The 24202-nt window shown below is 64.6% G+C and carries 18 protein-coding genes and 1 pseudogene; 9 read left to right on the top strand and 10 right to left on the bottom strand.

What is annotated here, in order from left to right; translation table 11 throughout:
- Positions 1 to 3 precede the first annotated feature (3 nt).
- The 5 genes from NT151_02010 to NT151_01990 are packed head-to-tail and all read left to right on the top strand — an operon-like array spanning position 4 to position 3450.
- Positions 4 to 867 carry a protein-glutamate O-methyltransferase CheR gene (locus NT151_02010; GenBank protein MCX6537701.1) on the top strand — a complete coding sequence of 288 codons (864 nt, stop codon included), beginning with the start codon at positions 4 to 6 and terminating at the stop codon, positions 865 to 867.
- Positions 867 to 1439 carry a chemotaxis protein CheD gene (locus NT151_02005; protein MCX6537700.1) on the top strand — a complete coding sequence of 191 codons (573 nt, stop codon included), beginning with the start codon at positions 867 to 869 and terminating at the stop codon, positions 1437 to 1439. Before NT151_02010 ends, NT151_02005 begins: the two co-directional genes overlap by 1 nt.
- An 11-nt stretch (positions 1440 to 1450) precedes the next feature.
- Positions 1451 to 1891 (top strand): response regulator, encoded by a 441-nt coding sequence (locus NT151_02000; GenBank protein ID MCX6537699.1) that lies wholly within the window; start codon positions 1451 to 1453, stop codon positions 1889 to 1891.
- Complete coding sequence (locus NT151_01995) at positions 1860 to 2369, top strand: hypothetical protein (GenBank protein MCX6537698.1); 510 nt, start codon at positions 1860 to 1862, stop codon at positions 2367 to 2369. The genes NT151_02000 and NT151_01995 overlap by 32 nt, the downstream gene beginning before the upstream one ends.
- 10 nt (positions 2370 to 2379) lie before the next feature.
- Positions 2380 to 3450, top strand: a complete 1071-nt coding sequence (locus NT151_01990) for a chemotaxis response regulator protein-glutamate methylesterase (protein ID MCX6537697.1) — start codon at positions 2380 to 2382, stop codon at positions 3448 to 3450.
- 326 nt (positions 3451 to 3776) lie between these two features.
- On the opposite strand, the gene NT151_01985 is transcribed toward NT151_01990, so the two are convergent.
- From NT151_01985 to NT151_01975, 3 genes are all read right to left on the bottom strand, one after another.
- Complete coding sequence (locus tag NT151_01985) at positions 3777 to 6419, bottom strand: hypothetical protein (GenBank protein ID MCX6537696.1); 2643 nt, start codon at positions 6417 to 6419, stop codon at positions 3777 to 3779.
- A 182-nt stretch (positions 6420 to 6601) separates the two neighbouring features.
- On the bottom strand, positions 6602 to 7159 hold the full coding sequence (locus NT151_01980) for a hypothetical protein (protein ID MCX6537695.1): 558 nt from the start codon (positions 7157 to 7159) through the stop codon (positions 6602 to 6604).
- A gap of 345 nt (positions 7160 to 7504) precedes the next feature.
- Positions 7505 to 8221: a superoxide dismutase gene (locus NT151_01975; GenBank protein ID MCX6537694.1), complete on the bottom strand. Its 717-nt coding sequence runs from the start codon at positions 8219 to 8221 to the stop codon at positions 7505 to 7507.
- Between the two features lie 100 nt (positions 8222 to 8321).
- Between NT151_01975 and NT151_01970 the strand changes: the two genes are divergently transcribed.
- Both NT151_01970 and NT151_01965 read left to right on the top strand, forming a co-directional pair.
- Complete coding sequence (locus tag NT151_01970; protein ID MCX6537693.1) at positions 8322 to 10010, top strand: glutamine--tRNA ligase/YqeY domain fusion protein; 1689 nt, start codon at positions 8322 to 8324, stop codon at positions 10008 to 10010.
- A gap of 14 nt (positions 10011 to 10024) precedes the next feature.
- Positions 10025 to 12724, top strand: coding sequence for a M28 family peptidase (locus NT151_01965; protein ID MCX6537692.1), 2700 nt, complete (start codon positions 10025 to 10027; stop codon positions 12722 to 12724).
- 22 nt (positions 12725 to 12746) lie between these two features.
- Here the strand turns inward: NT151_01965 and NT151_01960 are convergent, their stop codons facing one another.
- Complete coding sequence (locus NT151_01960; protein MCX6537691.1) at positions 12747 to 14045, bottom strand: amidohydrolase family protein; 1299 nt, start codon at positions 14043 to 14045, stop codon at positions 12747 to 12749.
- 202 nt (positions 14046 to 14247) lie between these two features.
- On the bottom strand, positions 14248 to 14964 hold the full coding sequence (locus tag NT151_01955; GenBank protein ID MCX6537690.1) for an HAD-IA family hydrolase: 717 nt from the start codon (positions 14962 to 14964) through the stop codon (positions 14248 to 14250).
- 255 nt (positions 14965 to 15219) lie between these two features.
- Here NT151_01955 and NT151_01950 point away from each other — a divergent pair, with 255 nt between their 5' ends.
- Complete coding sequence (locus NT151_01950) at positions 15220 to 16818, top strand: methyl-accepting chemotaxis protein (GenBank protein ID MCX6537689.1); 1599 nt, start codon at positions 15220 to 15222, stop codon at positions 16816 to 16818.
- A 131-nt stretch (positions 16819 to 16949) separates the two neighbouring features.
- Complete coding sequence (locus NT151_01945; GenBank protein ID MCX6537688.1) at positions 16950 to 18158, top strand: radical SAM protein; 1209 nt, start codon at positions 16950 to 16952, stop codon at positions 18156 to 18158.
- Between the two features lie 30 nt (positions 18159 to 18188).
- On the opposite strand, the gene NT151_01940 is transcribed toward NT151_01945, so the two are convergent.
- The 5 genes and pseudogenes from NT151_01940 to NT151_01920 all read right to left on the bottom strand — a co-directional run bounded on the left by NT151_01940 (position 18189) and on the right by NT151_01920 (position 23675).
- Positions 18189 to 20921, bottom strand: a complete 2733-nt coding sequence (locus tag NT151_01940) for a glycoside hydrolase family 3 C-terminal domain-containing protein (GenBank protein ID MCX6537687.1) — start codon at positions 20919 to 20921, stop codon at positions 18189 to 18191.
- A 100-nt stretch (positions 20922 to 21021) separates the two neighbouring features.
- Positions 21022 to 21639 carry a thioredoxin family protein gene (locus tag NT151_01935; protein MCX6537686.1) on the bottom strand — a complete coding sequence of 206 codons (618 nt, stop codon included), beginning with the start codon at positions 21637 to 21639 and terminating at the stop codon, positions 21022 to 21024.
- A 58-nt stretch (positions 21640 to 21697) separates the two neighbouring features.
- The gene (locus NT151_01930) at positions 21698 to 22525 is read right to left on the bottom strand and encodes a protein-disulfide reductase DsbD family protein (GenBank protein ID MCX6537685.1); all 828 of its coding nucleotides are present in this window, start codon (positions 22523 to 22525) and stop codon (positions 21698 to 21700) included.
- 50 nt (positions 22526 to 22575) lie between these two features.
- Entirely contained in the window at positions 22576 to 23328 is a 753-nt protein-coding gene (locus tag NT151_01925) for an exodeoxyribonuclease III (GenBank protein ID MCX6537684.1), read from the bottom strand.
- A gap of 167 nt (positions 23329 to 23495) precedes the next feature.
- Positions 23496 to 23675 (bottom strand): annotated as a pseudogene (locus NT151_01920) (hydroxyacid dehydrogenase).
- Positions 23676 to 24202: the final 527 nt, after the last annotated feature.

Here is a 24202-nt window from a genome sequence, read left to right as displayed (position 1 = left end):
ATCATGGGCACCAGGACCGGCGCGGCGATCGCGCTGATCGAGGAGCCGCTCGTCCTGAGCGACCGCGATCTCGCGCGCGTGGTGAAGCTCGTCTACCAGCGGGCAGGCATCAATCTGCACGATGGCAAGCGCGAGCTCATCACGGCCCGCCTGCAGAAGAGGCTCAGGCACCTGCGTATGTCCTCGTTCGGGCAGTACCTGGATGTCCTGGACCGCGACGGGGTCGGCGAGGAGATGACGGCGTTTCTGGACGCGATCGCCACCAACCACACGTCGTTCTTCCGTGAACCGCAGCATTTCGACCTGCTGCGATCCAGGGTCGTGCCGGAGCTCGTTGCGCGTCCGGGATGGCCCTGCGTCGACATCTGGAGCGCCGCCTGCTCGACCGGCGAAGAACCCTACACGCTGGCCATGACGCTCGCCGAATCGCTGCCGAACGGCGCCGAGGGGTATCGGATGCTGGCATCCGACCTGTCGACCAAGGCGCTGACGGCGGCGCGCAGCGCCACCTACAAGATCGAGCGGGTCAAAGATCTGCCTCTCGATGTGCTGCGCCGCCATTTCGAGCGTGGGATGGGGGCGCAGCAGGGACTCGCCCGCGTCGTGCCTTTGCTTCGGCGCCAGATCGAGTTTATCCAGCTGAACCTGATCGAAATCGGCGATCTCGGACGCGCCTTCGACGTGATCTTCTGCCGCAACGTGATGATCTACTTCGATCTGCACGTGCAGCAGCGCGTGGTAAGCATGCTCGAGCGGCACCTGCGGCCGAACGGCTATCTGTTCATTTCGCATTCCGAGAGCCTGAACGGCGTCTCGCACGGCTTGCGGTGGATCGCGCCGGCCGTGTACCAGCGGAGGCTCGCGTAATGGCGACTCCTTCTGTTGCGACGGCGGCGGCGCCGACTCGGCCATCCGGCCTGACCATGGGAACTAGCGTGGACTCGCCGCCCGCCAGACGCATCGTCATCGGCATTGGCGAGCACGCCGTGTCGGCAGACACTGGAAGCGTGATCGTGACACACGCACTCGGCAGTTGCATTGCGGTCTGCGTGTACGACCAGGTGGCCCACGTGGGCGGATTGTTACACTTCCTGCTGCCCGATTCGCGCATCAATCCCGCGCGGGCGCAGCAGCAGCCGTCGACGTTCGCCGACCTGGGCATCCCACAACTGTTCCAGGACCTCTACCGGATCGGGGCGGTCAAGTCCCGGTGTGTCGTCAAACTGGTCGGAGGAGCCGACGTCAGTTCGTTGCAGAAGGCCGGGACGCTGGATATCGGCCGCCGGAACCAGGTCGCCGCGAAGAACATTCTCTGGAAAAACGGCGTGCTCATCAAGGCGGAACGGCTCGGAGGATCCGAACCGAGAAACGTAGCGCTGAACGTCCTGGATGGCACCGTTCGGATCTCGTCCAGCAACCACATCGTCGTGGAGTTGTAGGAGTTGATGTCATGAATCCTGAACCAGCGCACGAAATGGCCATCGTGAGCCAGGTCCTGCGCCCGCTCACTGTCCTGATCGTGGACGACTCGGCGATGATGCGCGCCATGATCAAACGCGTCACCGCCCTCTGCGACGTGCCGATCGGCAAGGTCCTCGAGGCGGCCAACGGCGCCGAGGCGATCAAGATCCTGGAGGCGCAGGAGGTGGACGCGCTGTTTACTGACATCAACATGCCCGTCATGACGGGGACGGAACTGCTCCGCGCGATCGCGGGCAACGAGCGATGGCGGGATCTTGTGCGGGTAATCATCTCGACCGATGGATCGGAAGCTCGGCGGATAGAGGTCAAAGACCTCGACGTGCGTCTCTATGTGGAGAAGCCGTTCCGCCCGGAGGTAATGCGCGATGTCCTCTACAATGTGTCAGCGACGCACACCGACGTTTGCTGAGCAGCGGACCGCCCTGCAGGAGGCGCTGGTCAACGTGGCCCAGGAGAGCTTCTTCGCCTTCGCGGAGGCCTGCGAGACTGACCGCTTCAGCGAAGCGCTGGTTGCGGTCGGCGCCCAGTCCGCCGGCTCCGCCAACGACTGGCTGCGATCGAGAGTGGAGTTCGAAGGCGCGTTCGCGGGCGTCATAGAGTTGACCCTGCCGTATGCGCTCGCCGCCGACCTGCTGATGTCGTTCACCGGACTCATGCCGGACGAAGTCGTACCCGAGAGTCACGTATTCGATTCAACAGGCGAGTTCGCCAACATGGTGTGTGGCACCTGGCTCACGCATGCCTGTGCCAGGCGCCGCTTCGATCTACGGTCGCCGGTCGTGACGCCGGCCGGTCCACCCGTCGAGCGCGTCACCGACGGCCAGGAGGCGCTCATGCTCGTCAACGACCAGCCCGTCAGCATGCGACTCGAATTCAGGCCTTCGTGAGGACACGCCGATGCCGAACAAAACGCGCGTACTAATCGTTGATGATTCGGCGGTGGTCCGGAAGCTGATTGGCGACCGCCTGCGGAAGGAACCCGACATCGAGGTCGTCGGCGGGGCCGCCGATCCGTACATCGCGCGCGAGCAGATCCTGCTCTACAAACCCGATCTCCTGACGCTCGATCTCGAAATGCCGCGGATGGACGGGCTGACCTTCCTGAAGAAGCTGATGGCCTCCTATCCGCTGCCTGTTATCATCGTCAGCTCCGTGGGGCAGGCGGGATCGGCCGCCAGCATCGAGGCGCTGCGTGCCGGCGCCGTCGAGGTGATTGCCAAGCCTGACGGCCCGCACTCGGTCGGGCAGGTCACCGACCGCATCGTCCACACGATTCGCGGCCTCGCCGCCGGCGGGGTCGCGCGCATCCGCCATGTGGCACACACGCCGGTCGCGGCGCCAACGATCACACCGGTCATCCAGTTGAGCCTGGGGCCCAGGAACGGATTGCTGCTGATTGGCGCGTCCACCGGCGGGACCCAGGCAATTGAAGCGGTGCTGACGCGCATGCCGGCCGACGGCCCGCCGGTCCTGATCGTGCAGCACATGCCCGCGCATTTCACGGCGGCGTTCGCACAGCGGCTGAACCAGCTCTGTGCCATGCGGGTCGTCGAAGCTACCGGTGACATGCTGCTCGAACGGGGCACGGCGTACATCGCGCCCGGCGACTATCACATGACCGTGACCCGATCAGGGCTGCAACTTCGGACGGCGCTTAACCAGGGACCCGCCGAACACTATCAGCGGCCGGCTGTTGACGTGTTGTTCCGATCGGCCGCACAGTTGAAGGGCGTACCGATGGTGGCGGCGATCCTGACCGGCATGGGCGCCGACGGCGCCGATGGCCTGCTGGCGCTGCGTCAGGCCGGGGCAGAAACCATGGCAGAAGATGAACAGTCGTGCGTCGTGTTCGGGATGCCGAAAGTGGCCATCGAGCGCGGAGCCGCCATGCACGTCTCGACGCTGCTGAAGATGCCGTCGCTGGTCTTTGAATGCTTCGACCGCCTCAGCGTCCGGCACGCAGCATAGTGCGCAGGAAAATGGGGTCAGACCCAATTTCTCATGTCAGTCTCATTCTTGCGGGCCGCTCTCCGAGCATTTGTTGCAGTTTCTTCAACATCTCCTTCTGACGCCAGCAGGCGCCGACCTCGGAAGAGGACAGGGGTCGAGCGGATATTGGGGTCAGACCCCATTTCTCATCGGTTTTCTGCAATCAGGTCCGAGCTCTTTTCGGTCCCAGGATCCCTGGGATCGCCACGCTCCAGCGTGGCCGGGACGCGGGCCGGGCTGGAGCCCGGCGCTCCCAGGAATTCACCCGTCACACGGTTCGCCCGAATCCCGAATCCCGTTTCGTCCTACCGGATCGTCGCCGTCTTCGTGATTGTCCGGCCATCCACCTCCACCACGATGCGGTAATCACCCGCTGGTTGCTCCCGGCCCGCCTGGTTCTTCATGTCCCACAGCACCGTGTTCAGGCCCTGCCGCGACGTGGCGGTCAGCGTTCGCACGGGTTGACCTGCCAGATCGGTGACCTTGATCGCGATGGTCCGGCCTGTCTTGTCCCGCAAGTAGTAGGTGACCGCGATCGCGTTGGGTTCGTTGTCGGTCGGGGTGTACCGGTCACCGTAGAAGTCGTAGCCACCCCAGCCGCTCGTCTGAACTCTGGCGCGCGGCCGGATGTCGAACACGCGCAGGTCCTCGCCGAGTTGCGCCTCGTCGAGTTGCTCCAGAACCGAGATGTCCGTGGTCCAGATCGCCCGCCCGAACGTGCCGGCGACGAGGTCGTGTTCGCGCGGGTGGATCACCAGATCGTGCACGGGTACATTCGGCATGTTGCCCTTCAGCCGTACCCACCGCCCTCCACCGTCAATGGTTGCGAACACCCCCATATCGGTGCCCACAAACAGCGATCTCGTGTTGGTCGCGTCCTCGACTACCACGTTGATCCCCTTGTCCGGGAGATTCGCCGCAATCGACGTCCACGTGGCGCCGTAGTCGGTCGTCTTGAACAGATACGGCTTGGCATCGTCGTGCCGGTAGCCGCTTTTCGCGACGTAGGCCGTCCCGGCATCCCGGCTCGACGCGAGCACACGCGTCACCCAGCGGTCGGCCGGCCCGCCCGCTTTCGCGATCGCCGGTGTGGCATCGATCCAGGTCGCGCCGTGTGTCTTCGTCATCTGCACCCGGCCGTCATCGGTGCCCACCCAGATCACGCCTGGCGTGACGGGCGACTCCGAGATCGTCGTGATCGTGCAGTGCTGGATGTTGCCGCGCCCAAACACCTTCTCTGAATCGTTGGTCGTCAGATCCGGGCTGATCTCCTGCCATGCGTCGCCACGGTTGAGCGACCGCAGCAGCACCTGGGCGCCCGTGTAGATGATCTGCGGATTGTGCGGAGAGATCGCAAGCGGCGTGTTCCAATTCCAGCGCAGGGGCGGCTGCCCCTTCGGTCGGCGGGGCATGATGTCGGTCATCGTGCGCAGCGTCTGGTCCACGCGCTTGTGATCGCCGAATTCGCGCGTGTTGTAGAGCCACCGCGAGTCGGTCGGATCCACCTTGTTGTACATGCCATCGCCTTCGCGGACGGTGATCCAGTCGGCGATCGTCACCGACCCCGACCAGCCATTGCTCGGGCCTTTCCACGAATCGTGATCCTGCATGCCGGCGTAGACGTTGTACGGCTGGTCGAGATCTACGCCGACGCCCCACAGTTCACCGACAGGCAGGTTGACGTAGTGATCGGCTGTGCGGCCGTTGTCATACGAGATGTGGACGCCGCCATCCGATCCCATGAAGATCCGGTTGGGATTCTGCTGGTCGAACCACAACACGCGCACATCGCCAAACGCCTTCGGGAACATCCGTTTCGGCGGCCAGGTGGTATCGAGCCACGTTTTGCCGCCGTCTGCGGAGTTCGGCAGCGCGTCGCTCAGCACGATGATGTGGTTGGCGTTTCCCGGATCGACCCGGATGATGTTGAACGAATACGGCGCCTTGTTGCCGGGCGAGATGGAGGCGTCGTGCGTCTTCTTCCACGTCTTCCCGCCATCGTCGGTGCGGTAGACCTCGTTGCCGACGACGTGCTCGAATGGCTTCGGGCGTTCCTTGTCGCGTTCGGCCTCGCGCGACGTGGCCGGACGCAGATTCGCGTTTTCGACGACGGTGTAGAGGATGTTCGGATTCGGCTGATAGATGTCGAGACCGATACGGCCCAGCCGGCCGGTTGGCAGACCTCCGGCGAGTCGCATCCATTTCCTGCCGCCGTTCACGGACTTCCAGATGCCACTGCCCGGACCGCCGACATCCAGATCCCACGGCACCCGCTTGAGTTCGTACGTTGCCGCGTACAGCACGTTCGGCTCTTTGCGGTTCATCACGAGATCGATGACGCCCGTCCTGTCGTCGACGAAGAGCGATTTTGTCCACGTCCTACCGCCGTCGGTCGTCATGAACAATCCGCGCTCGGCATTGGTCGAATACAGGTGACCCATGGCCGCGACGTAGACGATGTTGGGGTTGGTCGGATGGACGAGGATGCGACTGATGTGATGCGTATCGCGCAGCCCCATGTTTGCCCATGTGTTGCCGCCGTCGGTCGACTTGTAGACGCCGTCTCCCGCATATGACATCCGCGTCTGGTACGTCTCGCCGGTGCCGACCCAGACGAGGTTTTGGTCGCTTGGAGCCACGGCAATCGCTCCGATGCTCGTCGTCGATTGCGCGTCGAACACGGACTCAAAGGTCGTGCCGTTGTTCGTGGTCTTCCAGACGCCGCCGTTTCGCACGCCCACATAGAGGGTATAGAGGTGAGCCGTGGCGGGCGTCTCCGGGAACGCGATGTCCGAGATCCACGCCCCCGTGCGGAACGGGCCGAGATTGCGCCAGGTGAGCCGCTCGAGCAGCGCATCGTTGAAGCGCGGTTCCTGGCCCCGCGGAACCGCCACCAATGCGAGGGCGAAAAGTACGAAGGCCACGAGACCGGTCCGGATGTGTCTCATCGGTGGGTATCTCCGCGGGGATTGTATCTCGGGGTTCGGGATTCGGGATTTCCTCTCCCGGCGAGACAGGCGTTTTCCTGGGAACGCCGGGCTCCCCTTCGAGTTCCCTCAGGGCTGGCAGCCCGGCCCGCGGAATGGCCACGCTGGAGCGTGGCGATCCCAGGGCGACGATCCGGCAGCAGTCAGTGCACCGTCACCGTCAAACCAAAGTACGCGCGGCTGGGGAACCATTCGGTGCGCAGCGATTTCGAGTAGTTGAACGACCCCGCGACTTCCACATGGCTGCCCGGGGGCAGCGCCAGTGTCACCCCGAGGTTCAGGTCGCTCCAGCCCGACCCCACCACCCACTGGTGATTGTTGTAACCGAGCGTCACCGCCGGCGTGGCCGACCATTTCGACGCGCCGAGCGGAAACGCCTGGCTGACCCCGGTGCTGACATACGTGCCGTCGCCCACCTTGATGTCGTGGTAGACCGTGACAAGCGGGTTCAACGGGCCAGAAAACGCCGCGCCGACATAGAACTCGTGTGAGACACGCCCGGTTTGCACCGTCGGGAAGTAGTAGCAGGTGTAGCCCGCCGACAGCTCCCAGGCGCCAGCCTCGCGGGTGTAGTCGATGGTCAGATCATGTTCGGACCATCCTTGCGATGCCCCATTGGCGATCAGGTTCACCCACGACGTCGCCGTGATGTTGCCGATCGTCATCCACGCCGTGGGCTGAGCACTCGGCGCATCGGCCACGACAAAGCCCCTCCACACAAATATCGAAGTGAAGGTCGCTCCGGCACTCCATGTCACCGTGGGCTCGGCGACCGCCGCCTGTGTCGACGGCGGTTCCGCCGCTGGTCGTTGCGCCGCAGCCGGCTGGGTCCAGGCCGTCTGCCCGGCTCCCAGCATTATGACGGTTGCAAGAACACACACCCAGACCTGACGATGCAAACTCGTTCCCTTCCGCCCCACCCCTTCGATTGTCGGGGACTTGGCCTTTGGCACCGCCGACATCATCCGCCAGGCCGGCGATCGAGTCACGCACTTTCACGTCTAAGGCAGACCAGAAGTCACCCCACGAGATTGCGCGGCAAGCCGTCACCCCGCCAGGCGCTTGTTGATCTCCGCCCAGTTGATCACGTTCCAGAACGCCCCCACGTAGTCGGCCCTCCGGTTCTGGTACTTCAGGTAGTAGGCGTGCTCCCATACGTCGAGGCCGAACACGGCACGCTTGCCCTCCATCGAGGGCGTGTCCTGGTTCGGCGTGCTGTGGACGACGAGTGTGCCGCGGTCGTCGCTGAGCCAAGCCCAGCCGCTTCCGAAGCGGCCCATGGCGGCTTTGGCGAACTGGTCTTTGAACGCGTCGAAACTGCCAAACGTTCCCTTGATGGCGTCCGCAATGGCGCCCGACGGCGGCCCGCCGGCGTTGGGCGCCAGCAACGTCCAGAACTGGCGATGGTTCACGTGCCCGCCGCCGTTGTTGCGCACGGCCACGCGCACGGCCTCTGGTACCGCCGCAAGGTTCTTCAGCAGGTCGTCGAGCGGCGTCTTGCCGGCCTCGCCCGCGCTGGCTATCGCGGCGTTCAGGTTATTCACGTACGCCTGGTGATGCCGATCGTGGTGGATCTGCATCGTCAGCGCGTCGATGTGCGGCTCGAGCGCTCCGACAGGATACGGAAGCGGCGCGAGCACATACGGTCCGACCGGCGCTGCCGCCTGCCCACCCTCAGCGGCGATGATCTCGCGGCCGGGAACGGCCAGGGCGATGGCGCTCACGCCGAGCGTCGACAGAGCTTCTCTGCGCGTGACGATCATGGATGGTCCTTTCCTGAATGGCCCACCTCCAGAGTAGCCCGAGTCCAGCCCGAATGCCAGCTACCTGCAATCCGTGCGGTCTACCGGGTACAATTGCCGGATGAGCACCGACGCCGCGCCCCCTCTCGATTTCATCCGCGCCATCGTGGCCGGCGACCTGGCGGCGGGGCGAAACAGCAGCCGTGTCCGGACCCGCTTCCCCCCCGAACCAAACGGTTACCTGCACATCGGACACGCGAAGTCGATCTGCCTGAATTTTGGCGTGGCACAGGAATTCGGCGGCGCCTGCAACCTGCGCTTCGACGACACGAATCCGGCCAAGGAAGATGTCGAGTACGTCGACGCGATCAAGGAGGACGTGCGCTGGCTCGGCTTCGACTGGGAGAATCGCGAGTACTACGCGTCCGATTATTTCGAACAGCTCTATCAGTGGGCCGTCGAGCTCATCGACAAGGGTCTGGCCTACGTCGACAATCTGACGCCAGACGAAGTCCGTGAGCATCGGGGCACGCTGACCGAGCCCGGGCGCGAGTCTCCGTACCGGAACCGCCCGATCGCGGAAAGTCTCGACCTGTTTCGCCGGATGCGGGCCGGGGAGTTCGCCGACGGGGCCTACACGCTGCGCGCGACAATCGACATGGCCTCGCCCAATATCAATCTGCGCGATCCCGCGCTCTACCGCATTCGCCGGGCCACGCACCACCGCACGGGTGACGCCTGGTGTATCTACCCGATGTACGACTTCGCGCACGCGTTGTCGGACGCCATCGAGGGCATCACGCATTCGCTGTGCACGCTGGAGTTCGAGGATCATCGTCCGCTCTACGACTGGTGCATCGAGCACTGCACCGTGCCGAGCCGGCCCCGGCAGATCGAGTTCGCGAGGCTCAATCTCACCTACACCGTGATGAGCAAACGGCGTCTGCTCTCGCTGGTGCAGGAAGGCGTGGTGCGGGGGTGGGACGACCCGCGCATGCCGACGTTGAGCGGGATCAGGCGGCGGGGCTACACGCCGGAGGCGATGCGGGAATTTGCCGCCCGTATTGGCGTCGCCAAACGCGAGAACCTCGTGGACGTGGCGCTGCTCGAGGACGCCGTGCGCGACGACCTCAACAGGCGCGCGCCGCGGGCGATGGCGGTGCTGCGGCCGCTCAAGGTCGTCATCGACAACGTTCCCGAAGGTCATGTTGACCAGATCAGGATCCCCGTCAACCCGGAAAATCCTGACGCCGGGACGCGGCAGGTGCCGTTCTCGCGCGAACTCTATATCGAGCGCGACGACTTCATGGAGGAACCGCCGAAGAAGTTCTTCCGGCTCTCGCCCGGCCGTGAAGTACGCCTGCGGGGCACGTATTTTCTGACCTGCGACCGCGTCGAGAAGAACGCCGCTGGTGAGGTGACCATGCTTCACTGCACGTACGATCCCGCGACGCGCGACGGCAACGCGCCCGATGGCCGCAAACCGAAAGCGACCATCCACTGGGTGTCGGCCTCGCACGCGCTCACCGCCGAGGTCCGGTTGTACGACCGGCTGTTCACCAACCAGACGCCCGGCGATCAGGCCGATGGCGGCGACTGGCGAACGTCGCTCAATCCGGCATCACTCGAAACCCTGTCATGCCCGGTCGAACCGACGCTTGCGGCGGCGAAGGCCGGCGACCGGTATCAGTTCGAGCGGCTTGGCTACTTCGCGGTGGACCCCGACTCGCAACCCGGGAAACTCGTGTTCAATCGGACCGTGACGCTCAAGGACACCTGGGCGCGTATCGCCCGGAGGACAGCCCACTGAAAGGGTCTCATACCATGTCGACGAAACGCGCCCTCTGTGCCGCAGGTCTGCTCGCCGGATTGGTCGTCGCGGCCAGCGCCCAGCAACCCGCCAAGCCATCGTTCGATCTCGCCAACGACGCGTGGGACCGGGGCGATTACATTGCGGCGCTCACCGCCTACAGAAGCTTGCTGACGGCCACGGGAGGCGAGGCCCTCCTGGAACCGATCGCGCTGCAGACGGGCGAGCTTTACAAGACGATCGAGATCACCACCGACGGGCTCAATCCACGATTCAGCCCGGACGGGAAACTGGTGACGTACGAGACCGGCACGGGTCCTGCGCGCAAGACCAGAATCGTCCAGGCGTCGGCGGAGGCAAAGGCCGTGGCCGAGGTCGGTGGCCACAGCCTGTCGTTCGCGTCCACCAGCGACCGGCTTGTGTACCTCAGGCCGCGTCCGTCGGATGAAGTGTCGAAGGCCGTCGCGGATGCCGGCCAGGCGGGTGGACAGGGAGGCGGTCGAGGAGCCGGGCAGCAACTGTTGAATTTCCTCCAGGCAAAGTTCGTGGACATCGTCGTGGTGGAGTCCGGCAAGGATCGCGTGTGCCCGCCCGATGGACTGTTGAAGCAGGCGCCCGCCTTCAGCGCCGATGGTCAGACGATCTACTTCCTCGGCGCGCGCGAAGACGACGCGTCGCGCAACGATGTCTACGCCATGCCCGCGACGTGCGGGCAGCCGGTAGCCGTCACCACCGAACCGGGCTACAAACAGAACTTCCAGATTGTGCCGAAGAGCGAGTCGATCGTGTATCTCCCCGTGCAGACCAACCCGTTTGCCCGTCCGGCCGCCCAGGCAGGCGGCGCCGCGCCAGGAAGCGGGCGTGCGGGTACGGGGGGCGGCCGTGGTGCCGCGGGTGCTGGTGGGACCGGGAGCGGGGGCGCTGCGCAGGCTGCCGGCGCCGGTGGTCCGGCCGGTGGGGGAGGTGGTGGCCGCGGCGGTCAAGGCGCCACCAGTTTCGCCCTGGTCTATAGGAGGACGGGGGCCACGATAACAATCGACGGCACAGGGTGCACCATTTCGGCCGATGGCTCGACGTGGGGGTACCTTGTGCGTCACGGCGACGAGACGACGTTGATGGCCGGACCCGTTGGTGGAGAAGCGAAGCCCATCAAGAAGACGCGCGACCGGCTGGCCAATCCGGCCCTGGCGCCCGATGGCAGCCGTGTGGCCCTGCAGGTGATGTCGAAGGACGATTGGGAGATCTACGTCCTGAACCGCGATGGCTCAAACGAAACGCGCGTGACGCGCGAAATCCAGCACGACACGCTTCCGCGCTTCGTCACAAACAACGTCGTGCTGTACGCCACCGGCGAACCCCGTCACATGCGCTCGTCGCTCTACGACCTGACGTCGCTCGGGCGCGTGAGGCTGTTCCACAACAACACGATTCGCACGATCGCCCCTGAGTACGCGTGGGTAGTCAGCCCCGATGGCCGGCAGATCCTGATCAGCGCCGAGCGCGACGGCGACACCGTCTCGCCCGAGCGCGGTATCTACCTGGTGCCCCTCGATCGCAAGGTCACCAAAGCCGACGTCGTCGCCCGACTGGATGCGAACCTCGCCGCGGAGAAGGCGCTCCGCGCCGAGGGGCAGCGGATGTTCGCGCCCATCGCCACTGCGGTGAAGCGGACGCTGGCCGACGTGTCAATAACGCGCATCGACACCTACGAGAAGCGGCTCTTCGAGTTCGATTCCAAACACATCTCGAAGCCGGGCAATAAGCTGGCCGGGGAGTATCTCTTCAATCTGTACCGTTCGTTCGGCTACGAGCCCGAATATCAGTGGTTCGAGCCCAGGGGCGCGCTCGACGGCAAATCCGCCAACATCGTCGCTACACTCAAGGGCACAGAGAACCCCGAGCTCATCTACGTGGTCAGCAGCCACTATGATTCGAATGTTGTGAGCCCGGGCGGAGACGACGACAGCTCGGCGACGGCGGCACTGGTCGAGGCCGCGAGGGTGCTGGCCGGCAAGCCCATGCCGGCGACAGTCGTGTTTGCGTCGTTTACGGGCGAAGAAGCGGGGCTGCTCGGAAGCCGAGAGTTTGTGCGCCGGGCGAAGGCGGCGGGCTGGAAGATCGTCGGGGCGCTCAACAACGACATGATCGGCTGGTCCAATGATCACCGTCTCGACAACACGATTCGGTACTCGAACCCCGGCATCCGGGACGTGCAGCACGCGGCGTCGTTCTTCACCAGGTTGATCACGTATGACTCCCTGTACTTCAAGTCGACCGACGCCGCCGCGTTTTACGAGGCGTACGGCGACATCGTTGGCGGGATCGGGTCGTACCCGGTGCTGGGCAATCCGCACTACCACCAGCCGACCGACTTGCTTGAGACGGTCAATCACGATCTGGTGACCGAGACCAGCCGGACGACCGTGGCCAGCATCATGCTGCTGGCGTCGAGCCCGTCCCGGCTCACCGGACTGAAGGTGGCGGGCTACCAGGGCAAGACGGCAAAGCTGACGTGGACACCGAGTTCCGAGAAGAGCGTGCGCAGCTACATCGTGGCGTACGGCCCGGCGGCATCGCCGCTCAAGAACCGGATGACCGTCCTGAAGCCTGAGGCGACCCTCGCCGGCATCGAACCCGGCACGATCATCTCGGTGAAGGCGGTCAACGCGAAGGGGCTCGAAGGGTGGGACTGGGCGAAGGTTGTGGTCAAGTAGGGGCGCCCGCACGGCGGCGCGCCTACGGCTGCCGGTAGATTTTCCCGTCCTTCATCACAAATTTCGCGGTCCGGCAGACCGTGATGTCTTTGGTCGGGTCGCCCGCGAACGCCACGAGATCGGCAAGCAGGCCCGTCTTTACCTGACCGATCCGGTCTGCCCAGTTCATCGCCTTCGCGTTGATGGAGGTCGCCGCGATGAGCGCCTGGACTGGCGTCATGCCGTATTCCACCATCAACTCGAGTTCGCGCCAGTTCGTGCCGTGCGCAAACACCCCCACGTCGCTGCCGAGGCCGATGATGACGTGCTGCTTCATGGCCGACTGGAACGCGCGGCGCCCTTCTTCCATCGACGCCGTGGGCTTCGACACGCCCGGCTTGTAGCCCTGGTTGTAGATAGACGAGGCTTCTTGGGCCGCCAGTGTCGGGTAGTAGACGACGCCTTTGTCGGCCATCAGCTTGAAGATCTCGTCTGTGCCGCCGTAGCCGTGTTCAATGGTGTCGACGCCAGCCATCACCGCGTCGCGCATGCCATCGGGATTGGCGGCGTGGACAGCCACGGGGCGTCGTGCCCGCCGCGCTTCCTGCACAGCGGCCTGCATCTCGGCTGGATTCAGGGTTGGCACCGTCGACCCATTCGGCCCGCGGCGATAGTCGGCGTACAGTTTCACCCAGTCGGCGCCGTGGCCGATCTGATCGCGCACGGCCCACAACATCTGATCGACGCCCGACACTTCCTCGGCCCCTCGTGGCAGTTCGAAGTTCGTGGCAAAACCTCTCGGGCCTGGGCCATAGCTGGCCGACGCGACAATGGCCTTGGTGGCCACCTGCAATCGCGGCCCGGGAATGCGTCCTTCGTTGATCGCCTTCTGCACCGACACATCTGCGTATTCGGCGCCTTCCGTGCCGAGATCGCGGAGCGCCGTGAATCCCGACATGAGCGTGGCTTCGCAGTGCAGCACCGCCGCGATCGTGCGGTACGCCAGCGTCTCCTTCATCACCTGGTCGTTCCACAGCGCCTCGTTATACGGATGCAGGTAGATGTGCGAGTGTGCGTCGATGAGTCCGGGCAGCAGCGTCATACCGGCGAGATCGATGACCTGTGCGCCGGCAGGCACCTTCACATCGGCCGCCGCGCCGGCAGCCGCAATCCTGTTTCCGGTGACAAGCACGACCCACCCCTCGTGCAACTGGGCTGACGCGCCGTCGAAGACACGCGCGGGTTTCAGCAGGACGTTGGCCGGACCCGGCTGCTGGGCCTGGCTGCTCACCACTGCCGCGGCCACCACGATGAGCACCATCAGAATACGCATGCGTTTCATTGGAGCACCTCACGCGATAAAAGATCGTTTCCGCGGGCGCGATCAATCGCGCCCCTACGACAGATCAAGATGGCGGCGTTCTTCCGCAAAGAGACGCACTGCACCGCGCGACCTGTCGCACCCCTAAAAAGAGAGATGCCGCACGGAGACTCACCGTGCGCCCGACAGGGACTCCAGACACCCGAATTCGTAGGGGCGCACTTTATTGCGCCCCGACACCCTCCGAATCGAATCGTCCGGCGAGCAGGCCGTCCATCAGTTCCGTCATCGACGCGACGCGCGGGCAATCGACGCCATTGTAGACGCCGGCCGAATCGAGCAGCACGGCGGGCAGACCAGCTGCCCGTGCGCCGACGATGTCAATCTCGTAGAGATCGCCGCAGTGGATTGTGGTCGCCGGGTCCGCGCCGGCGCGTTCGAGCGCGATGTGGAACAGGCGTGGGTCGGGTTTCTCCACACGCTCTTCGTCCGACGCAATCACCAGGTCGATGAACGGCTCAATGCCCAGTCGCGAGAAGGCCCGGCGGAGCGTCGCGCTCGTGTTCGACACCACCACGACGCGAAACCCCGCGCCCTTCAGGCGCCGAAGCGCCGGGATGACGTCGCCCGGCATGGCGTCCCAGGTGTTCTCACGGTCGTGGAACACTTTCAACTCGGCGAGCGCGGCGTCGCTCCGGGCGGTCGGGCTGATGCCGGCACGCTTGAGGATCAGGTCGAAATACAGGAATCCACGCTGCTCGTCGTTAGTGGCGCGGACGGTGTGCGCCACATCGAGCTGGCGCTTGACGGCCGGTTCAGCCGCCGCGAGCGTGGCCGCCTCGACCCGCACGCCATGCCGCCCGAGTGTCTCGGCTGCCCGGTCCCAGTTCGGGCACACCAGCACACCGCCCGCATCGAGAAAGATCGTCTGATAGCGCATCGTGATCGCCGGTCCCGTGATTTCGTGCCTTCAGTCTGCCATCCGGAGCGTCATCTGTCGAGCCTCGTTGGGCGCCTTCTCGTTGGGCGGCTCCAATCCCGGTGGTTCAAGTTTGGAGCCAGATTGTCGATTTTCCGGTGTAGGACACGGATGAGCCGTGCCTTGGTCAGACAATCGGTGTCGGCGACAAGGGGAAAAAGCCCTCCACGTCTTCCCGGAACGACAGGCGCCGACTTATCCAAGCAGGAGAGCATCGTGGGCAGCAACTGGACCGTCGGCAAGAAGCTCTTTTCGGCCATTGGCGTGTTGGTCGCAATCGTCTTCATCGGCGGCGCACAATCCTGGTGGAGTGAGCGCGGAGCGTCGTCCCGGTTCGATGACGCCGTTGATCAAGCGCACCAACTCCGGCTGGCCGCCAAACTCAAGCGCCTCGGCTTCGAGTTGTACGCCGCCGAGAAGATCCTGATTCTCTCCGGGTACGACAACGACAAGAAGAACTACGACACGTGGGTGGAACGCAACAAGGTGGTGCTCGCCGACTTCAACAAAACGGTCGAGGCCATCACGCCGATCGTCAGGATACAGGTCGAGAAGGACGCGCTCGCCAAGAGTCAGGGGCTGATTCAGCAGTGGGAGATAAACAACGTAGATGTCCGTGCGTTGATCGACGCCGGAAAGTACCACGACGCACAGATGTTGTCGCGCGCGAAGAACCGGGCGCTCACCGATGAGAACGCTGCCCTCATCGATGCGATCCTGGATTCTCAGGAGAAGCGCCTCGTGGAGGCTAAGGCGGAAGGTCAGGCGGCCGCACAGAAGGGCCTGACGGTCATTGGTCTGATGGTCCTGGTGTCGCTGGCGATTGCCGGTCTCGTCGTCTGGCTGGTTCGTGGCATCACGCGACAGTTGCGCGACACGGCCGTCGAGATGCGGACGTCGGCCGAGCAGGTGGTGGCGGCCTCATCGCAGGTGGCTTCGTCGGCGCAGTCGCTCTCGCAGGGATCGACCGAGCAGGCGGCCTCGCTCGAAGAGACGTCCGCGTCGATGGAAGAAATGGCGTCGATGACGCGCAAGAACGCACAGAATTCGCAACAGGCGGCGGGGCTGGTGGTCGAGACCGAGAAGGCCGTGCAGGAGTCCAACGTGGCGCTGGCCGCGATGGTCGAGGCGATGGCCGGCATCCGCGATTCGAGCGGCAAGATCTCGAAGATCATCAAGACAATTGACGAGATTGCGTTCCAGACCAACATCCTGGCGCTCAACGCCGCCGTGGAAGCCGCGCGAGCAGGCGAAGCCGGCATGGGCTTCGCCGTGGTGGCCGACGAGGTGCGGAATCTGGCGCAGCGGTCGGCGCAGGCGGCCAAGGACACGGCCAGCCTGATTGAGGACGCGATTGCGCGGTCGCAGCAGGGCAGCGACCGGGTGACCCAGATGGGGTCGGTGATTGGCGTCATCACGGAGAAGGCGACAAAGGTCCGTTCGCTGGTGGATGAAATCAGCGTGGCGAGCCGCGAGCAGACGCAGGGGATTGAGCAAGTGACCCAGAGCATCTCGCAGATGGAGCAGGTGACGCAGACGACCGCGGCGACGGCGGAAGAGAGCGCCGCAGCCAGCGAGGAACTCAACGCGCAGGCCGAGACGTCCATGCAGGTGGTCGGCAACCTCGAGATGATGGTGGGCGGCAGCCGGTCGGCGAGCATTCCGGCGCGGACGGTAGCCCGGAAGGCAGCGCCGGCGGCGGGCGGCAAGGTGGTCAAGATGTCGATGACGCCCAGGGCGAAGACCGGCCCGACGCCCACCAAGGCCGAGAAAGCCATCCCGTTCGACGATACCGGGACCTTCGGCAAGTTCTAAACGGGAGCGAACGTGAGAAAGGGGTCGGGTGACACTCTCCAGGATATGGGGAACATGTCACCCGGTCCCTTTCGCGCCTGACTCAGGGATTCGCGTTCATCCCGCCACGCGCGTCTATACTGGACCCACACATGGTTCTGCGCGCGACACACGCATCGTCCTCCTTCATCATCAGCCTCAAACCGCACTCGCTGGCCGTCAGCCGCGACGAGACGCACGTGGTCTCATGGGATCTCGGCGGGCGTCTCTACTGCGTCTACCAGGATGACGTGACGTGGCGGAGGGGATTGAGCGGGGAGGTGTTGGAGAAGCGGGGGAGTGGCGCGTCCCGCTCGCGGATGTGGCTGACGCCGGCCGGGGCGGACGCGGTCGTTGATGGCGCGGCCACATTCGCGCGCGAGACTGCCGATGCCGTCACGACACCAGCGTGGCGATGGGCGGGACCAGTCGAGTCAGTCGTTGCCCAACTGGTCGTATCTCACCTGCAACTGTGCGCGCAGTGTGATGCGGCGCAGGCGCGCAGCGACGCCGGTCGCTTTGCGACGGTGTATCGACCGGTGGGCATCCTGCCGCCCGATCAGTACCTGTCACTGGTCGTGCAGGCGACCGACGGCTGCTCCTTCAACACGTGCACGTTCTGCGACCTCTATCATGACGGCTACCACGTGAAATCGCCGGACCAGTTCCGCGCGCACGTGGAGGAGGTGCGACGGTACCTCGGCGCGTCGATCAACCTGCGATCGCGCGGTATCTTTCTCGGAGCGGCCAACGCGCTGGCGGTGCCGATGGCGACGATCGTACCCATTTTTGAGACATTGGTTGAGGAATTGGACGCCATCCCCCGTGGCGTGTGCGCGTTTGTGGATGGGTTCACGGGCACCAGGAAGACCGCCGACGAATACCGGCTGCTCAGCCACCTTGGCCTGCGGCGCGTGTATATCGGCCTCGAGTCTGGCCACGATCCGCTGCTCGCCTTCATTCGGAAACCCGGGCGTGCTGCCGACGCAGTTGATACCGTGCGCCGAATCAAAGGTGCCGGTGTGCAGGTCGGCGTCATCGTGATGACCGGGCTTGGCGGTGAGCGATTCGCGACCGGCCACGTGGCCGACACCGTTGCGGTCGTTAACCAGATGCAATTGGGTGAGGGAGATCTGATCTACTTCAGCGACCTCGTCGAAATCGCGAGCACGGCATACCCGCGCATCGCGGAACGTGAGGCGATCCAATCGCTCTCACCCGAAGCCAGGCGCACGCAGCGCGAAGCGATTCGGGCCGGACTCCGCTTCGACGAGTCCGGACCGAAATTCGCCACGTACGACATCCGGGAGTTCGTGTACTAAAGGGGCCGGCGGAAACGGGTCAGCCGAACGTCATCTGACGGAGTACGTGCTCCCCGTGACTTCAAACCGTCCCGTCACCACCTGCGTCGTCGCCGCGTCGGCCCGGCCCTTGAACCCCGGCTGTTTTCCCCCGACCGCGATCTCGAAAACACCAGGTTCGATGACCCGTTGCATGTTCTTGTCGACGAGCGACAGTTGACGCGGCGCCAGAGTGAACCTGACCGTCCGCTGCTCGCCAGGCTTGAGCGTGATGCGCTCGAAACCCTGAAGTGATCGGATGGGCACGGGCACCGTGGCGGCGACATCGGTCACGTAGAGTTGGACCACTTCCTCGCCGGCGCGAGTGCCGGTGTTCTCGACGTCGACCGACACGGCCACGGGTTGGCCGGCCAGCGCCTGCGCCGGAATCACAAGGTTCCGGTAGGCAAACGTCGTATAGCTCAAGCCGAACCCGAAGGGAAACAGCGGCTCGCCCGTGAAGTACCGGTACGTTCGGTTCTTCATCGCGTAGTCGTTGAACGGCGGCAGTTGCGTCGCCGACGAGTAGACCGTCACCGGCAGACGGCCTGCCGGGTTGTAATCGCCCGCCAGCACGTCAGAGAGTGCTGTCCCCGCCGCCTGGCCCGGATACCAGGCCTCGACGATCGCGGGCACGTGTTCGACCGCCCACGGGCACGCCAGCGCGCTGCCGTTGAGCAGGACGAGGACGAGGGGCTTGCCAAGCCCCGCCAGCGCGTGCAGCAAGCGATCCTGCGCATTGGGCAAGCCGAGATCGACGCGATCGCCGCCCTTGAAACCCTCGACCGGCACGTCCATCTGTTCGCCCTCGAGCCGCGGCGAGAGTCCCATCACAGCGACAATCAGATCGGCCTGGCGGGCGGCAGCGAGCGCCTTTTCTTCGAGCCGTCGCACGGGTCGTGACCAGAACAACTGGAACCGCGCATCGGCGTGGCGGTTGAAATACTCGATGCGCAGCCGGTAGGCATGCCCGGCTTCGAGCAGCACGGCTTTGGCCTTCTTGTTCGATTCGTGATTGCCCCGGTATTCGACCACCAGTTCGTCATCCAGGTAGATGCGGAATCCACTGAGGCCGACGCCGCCCAGTTGATACGTGCCCGTCTCTGGCGCGACAAGCTCGCCGGTCCACCTGACGGCAAAGCCGTCATCCGGCAATTGCGGATCGGGCGATCGATCGAGCCAGCGGAAGTCGATCCGGGGATCGACCCGCGTCAACACAGCTGTGTCACCGAGTGCCGGAAACGTGAGTGTCGACGACTGCCACGACGCTGAGGTGCTCTGCCCGCGGATGTTGAAGTAGGCGCCTGTCAGGCCCGGAACCGTGCGGCCCCCGGATGTCGTGCGCAGGGCGCTCGAAGGAATGACCTCGAACGAAGGGAGGTTGTCGGCCCAGTCGGTGCCCTGTTCAAACAGGACGCGAGCCGAGGATCCCAGCCTGGCCCTGATCCCCTGCAGCGGCGTCACCGCGCTGGTGGGCGTCCCGTTGTAGTTTCCCAGCAGCACCTCCTCATCGTCTGCGTTTGGCCCGATGACAGCGATCGTCTTGTATCCGGCCTTGAGCGGAAGCAGTTGGCCCTCGTTCTTGAGCAGGACGATCGACTTGCGCGCCGCCTGAAGCGCCAGCCTCCGGTGTGCCGGGCTGTCGACGGTCGCATATGGAATCTGCGCGTACGGCACCGATGCTGGCGGATCGAACATGCCGAGCCTGAAGCGGATCGTGAACAATCGCCGCACCGCCACGTCGATGTCGGCTTCGGTGATGAGCCCGAGCTTGACGGATTCGACCAGTGATTTGTACGTGTCGCCGCAACTCAGATCGCAGCCGCCCCGCACGCCCATGGCCGCCGCCTCTGCCGCCGTCTTGACAAGCTTGTGCGTCTGGTAGATGTCGTCGATGGCGCCGCAGTCCGACACGACGTAGCCGGCAAACCCCCATTCCTTGCGCAACACCTGGTCGAGCAGCAGCGGACTGGCGCACGCGGGAACGCCCAGGTAGCGGTTGTAGGCGCACATCACCGAAAGCGCGCCGCCCTCGCGCACGGCCATCTCGAACTGCGGCAGGTAGGTCTCGCGCAAGTCGCGTTCGTCGACCGTCGCGTCGAACGTGTGGCGATCCGACTCAGGTCCGCTGTGCACGGCAAAGTGCTTGGGTGTCGCGACCGTCTTCAAGTACTTCGGGTCGTCCCCCTGAAGACCCCTGACGAACTCAACCGCCAGTCGGCCCACCAGATAGGGATCCTCGCCGTAGGTCTCCATCCCGCGGCCCCAGCGGGGATCGCGGAAGATGTTGATGTTGGGCGACCAGAAGGTCAGGCCCTCGTAGATGCCGCGCTGGCCGCGGCGCACGAACTCGTGGTGCTTGGCGCGGGCTTCGTCGGAAATCGCCGTCGCGACCTCGCGCATGAGCGCCGTGTCCCACATCGCCGCCAGACCGATGGCCTGGGGAAACACCGTGGCCCGCCCTGCGCGGGCCACGCCGTGCAGCCCCTCGTTCCACCAGTTGTAGGCCGGCACGCCAAGCCGGTTGATTGCCTTCGCGTCGTGGACCAACTGGGAGACCTTCTCCTGGAGCGTCATGCGGCCCACCAGATCGCTCACGCGTCGCTCGATCGGCGCGGCCGCGTCTGTGTAGATCAGGGGTTCGGTTGACTGCGCGTGGAAGGGAATCACCCACCCCGCAACGGCCACCAATGCGGCCGTCAGCGCACCGAGCAGCCATTGGCGAGAGACAATCGATGTGAGCACGCGAGACCTCCGAAAGGCGCACCCGGCGGGGAGCAGCCAGCGTGCCCTGCACTGGATTCCGGCATTCGCCAGAATGACGAATGTGCGAAACGGGTGGCCGCTACTCGATCTGCGCGTACTTCACGGAACACCCGTACGGACGGGATGTCGACGTGGTGATGGGCTTACCTGCCAACCCTTCCGTCAACGCCGCGGACACGTAGTTGGTGGCCGTGGCAGTGTCGGCCGGATTGGTGGACGGCTTGTTGTCAATCGCGCCGTTATAGACCAGGACGCCCTGCGGATTGATGACATACATGTGCGGTGTCGTCTTGGCCTCGTACAAATGACCGAGATCACCCTTCGGATCGAGCAGGATGGCCGTCGGCGCCGCCTTCACCTCTTTCGCGTAAGTCTCGGCTTCGGCAGCCGTGACATAGCCCTGCGTGCCGGGTGCCGACGAAATCACCGTCAACCAGACCACCCCCTTCGCCGTCCAGTCCCGCTGGAGTTTCTGCATGTTACCGGCGTAGTGTCGCTTCACGTACGGGCATCCGTTGTTGTGCCACTCGAGCACAACCCACTTGCCCTTGAACGCCGACAGCGTGTGGGTCTTGCCCTTGGTGTCGGTCGCGGTGAAGGCCGGCGCCGGGTCGCCGACCTTCGCTGCGTGTATCGTCAGTGCGACGGTCACCAGAGCAAGCGCCAGAGCCAGAACCCAGATGGTCGTCTTCCGCATGTCCAACTCCTTGTGCCTCGAACCGCCTTCAAAACCCGTTCTCAATGTCGAAACCACCTTAACGGACCAGCGGCACCTCAATGATGCCAGCCCGCCCACCATCCAGCGCGACGACAAGACGCAGCGTAGCGGGATCTTTAACCAACTGCTGCGATTTGCGCAACGTGAACCTGACACCGGCCGGCAAAGATTCCTGTCCTTGTGGTGCGCCATCGTCAACCTGGCTGACGTCGAGCGGAAAGATCGTGCCGCTCTGCTCGGATCGTCCCGTGATGATGTCCACGACGAACGCGTCGCCGGAGGCCTTGGCGGTCGCCTTCCATGACGACGGCGCGGGTTGCGGCACCTGACGCTTCGCGTGGGCGATCAGAAGCTCCCATTCGCCCACACGGGCCCGATCGGCTGAGACGAGGGGAAACTTCAGCTCCAGGGCCGCCTTGCCCGCCACGCACATGTCGCGGCAGACCAGCCATTGCACGGCCGCCCGGACCGCCAGCGGCGCGCCAGCGGCACTGGGCGCGATCGTCAGTGTGAACGGCAGCACGACGTGGCCGCGATAGCCGTAGTTGACCGACCCCGCTTCGTCTATGCGCTCGGGAAGAGGCCACTCGACGGGCGAGGCCCAGACGCCAGCGGGCAACTGCCACTGCGTGTCGGGCGGAGTGCCCGAGTCACCGGGATTCTGCCAGTAGATGTGCCACCCTGGCTCGAGCGTGAACTGCAAACCCATCGCCTGCTGACCGGCGACCGGCCGTTCGGCGGCACAGAGGAGTTCGACGGTCACGTGCGCCGCGGTAACCGCGCGCGCCGGGGGCGCCTGCGCGAAGGCGGCCGCTGCCGCGGTCATACAGATCGACACGATGCCGGGGACACAGGCCACGCGCACGACTCGCCTCCGGGGCTTGATTGGCCCTATTTTACCAGAGCGTCATCTCGTCACGACCCGTCAATAGTGGCGACGACGGGCGCATGGTCGCTCGTCCCGATCTCGCGGAACGACGGGCACGAGGTGGCGCGGCTGGCCACGCTCTCGCTGGCGAGCACGTAGTCGAGCCGCCAGCCGATGTTCCTCTGCCGCATGTTCCGCCACGGCGGCCACCACGTGAACAGGTCGGCGTTGGTGGGATCGAGTGAGCGGCCAAGGTCGACGAGTCCATGACCGATGACGCGCTCGAACAGGTCGCGTTCTTGCGGCGACTGGCCGATCGCACCAGGCTTGCGCTCCTTGGGATGGACGTCCATGTCCGTGCGGGCCACGTTCATGTCGCCACACAGTACGATCGCGCGGCCATCAGCCGCGTAATGATGCGTGTAGCCGGCCAGCGCTTCGAGGAAATGGACCTTGGCGGCGAAGTCCTTGCCCCCGTTTGGGACGTAGATTGATGAGACGACAAACGGGCCGATATCGGCCGAGACGATGCGCGTCTCGTGATCGAATTCGGGATGGGTGAACTCAGGCGGCTGCCGGCAGCAGGCCTTCCGCACGAGCAGGGCGACGCCCGAGTACGCGGCGGCACCGTGCCAGTAGCCCCAGTAGCCGTCGAGTTGCTGGAGGCCGGCGGGAACCTGCTCGCGGGCAGCCTTCAGTTCCTGCAGGCAGACCACATCCGGCTGCTCGCGCTCGAGCCACTCCTGCACCTGCGCCTCACGGGCGCGGATGCCGTTCACATTCCAGGTCGCGACTTTCATCTGTTCTCGCCTCGTCTTCGTTTATGGCTTTGGGCGCTTGCTTTTCTTCATGGCCGGCAGTGTCTTTACCGCGTTTTCGAGTTGCTTGAACGTATCAGCCTCCGCCTCGTCTTCGAGGCTGGCGCGGCGTCGGGCAGCAAACCGCTCATATTCCTGCTCCGCGAGAGCTCGGCGAAGATGCCTTTCAGGTGCTCGTTCACGGTCGGCACGACAACCTGGAACAGTTCGGCGATGAGCGCCTGCGTCAGCCAGATCGTGTCGTCCTGGAAGCGGCACTCGATGCGCGTGCGGCCGTCTTCCGTCTGGTAGAGGATGAGGCTGGATTGCGGCGGAGCGTTGTGGGGCATGGATATCTCCTATCCGTGTGCCAGCACAGGACTTTCTGAGTCCCGCCCTCGGTCGCGACCTTGAAGCCAAGGGGGGGGACAAATTGCCCCCCTCCCGTGAGAACCTCGCCCAAGACCGGCTCGCGACGTCGCATGTCCTTGAGGTAGCCGGAGGGATTGGCCGAATCGGTGAGCGCGGCGACGACGTCGACGATGACGAACCACCACGCCTCGCCGTGCTCGGCTCTGGTTTCGGCTTCAGCATCGATAATTCCCAAGCAATACACGAAGAAATGCGCCATATACGCTCTTGTGGCTACGCACGTTCGCCCTGCTGGAACTGCCTCGAGTCGTCGCTCTGAACGCCCGCGGAACTTCCAAGTGTCGCTGTTCGGCGAACGGTGCGATCGCGCAGCACTCCAACCGGTGTTTCATAGGCTAGGCCGGACAGGCCGGCCTCTGCAATCTGGTTCACAGTTGCCGCCCAAGGGTCGTGCCTTCACCTCGACGCGACCATGCCATCTCTCTGCCTGCCGGGATGCTCGACC

The organism is Acidobacteriota bacterium (assembly GCA_026393675.1).
Taxonomy (GTDB): domain Bacteria; phylum Acidobacteriota; class Vicinamibacteria; order Vicinamibacterales; family JAKQTR01; genus JBAXOX01.
This window is presented reverse-complemented; position numbering and strand designations above follow the sequence as displayed.

What these genes read in the sequence shown, in the direction of transcription:
- NT151_02010 (MCX6537701.1), top strand. Translation starts at nt 4, where the DNA reads ATGGGCACCAGGACCGGCGCGGCGATCGCGCTGATCGAGGAGCCGCTC.
- NT151_02005 (MCX6537700.1), top strand. Translation starts at nt 867, where the DNA reads ATGGCGACTCCTTCTGTTGCGACGGCGGCGGCGCCGACTCGGCCATCC.
- NT151_02000 (MCX6537699.1), top strand. Translation starts at nt 1,451, where the DNA reads ATGAATCCTGAACCAGCGCACGAAATGGCCATCGTGAGCCAGGTCCTG.
- NT151_01995 (MCX6537698.1), top strand. Translation starts at nt 1,860, where the DNA reads ATGTGTCAGCGACGCACACCGACGTTTGCTGAGCAGCGGACCGCCCTG.
- NT151_01990 (MCX6537697.1), top strand. Translation starts at nt 2,380, where the DNA reads ATGCCGAACAAAACGCGCGTACTAATCGTTGATGATTCGGCGGTGGTC.
- NT151_01985 (MCX6537696.1), bottom strand. Translation starts at nt 6,419, where the DNA reads ATGAGACACATCCGGACCGGTCTCGTGGCCTTCGTACTTTTCGCCCTC.
- NT151_01975 (MCX6537694.1), bottom strand. Translation starts at nt 8,221, where the DNA reads ATGATCGTCACGCGCAGAGAAGCTCTGTCGACGCTCGGCGTGAGCGCC.
- NT151_01970 (MCX6537693.1), top strand. Translation starts at nt 8,322, where the DNA reads ATGAGCACCGACGCCGCGCCCCCTCTCGATTTCATCCGCGCCATCGTG.
- NT151_01965 (MCX6537692.1), top strand. Translation starts at nt 10,025, where the DNA reads ATGTCGACGAAACGCGCCCTCTGTGCCGCAGGTCTGCTCGCCGGATTG.
- NT151_01960 (MCX6537691.1), bottom strand. Translation starts at nt 14,045, where the DNA reads ATGAAACGCATGCGTATTCTGATGGTGCTCATCGTGGTGGCCGCGGCA.
- NT151_01955 (MCX6537690.1), bottom strand. Translation starts at nt 14,964, where the DNA reads ATGCGCTATCAGACGATCTTTCTCGATGCGGGCGGTGTGCTGGTGTGC.
- NT151_01945 (MCX6537688.1), top strand. Translation starts at nt 16,950, where the DNA reads ATGGTTCTGCGCGCGACACACGCATCGTCCTCCTTCATCATCAGCCTC.
- NT151_01935 (MCX6537686.1), bottom strand. Translation starts at nt 21,639, where the DNA reads ATGCGGAAGACGACCATCTGGGTTCTGGCTCTGGCGCTTGCTCTGGTG.
- NT151_01925 (MCX6537684.1), bottom strand. Translation starts at nt 23,328, where the DNA reads ATGAAAGTCGCGACCTGGAATGTGAACGGCATCCGCGCCCGTGAGGCG.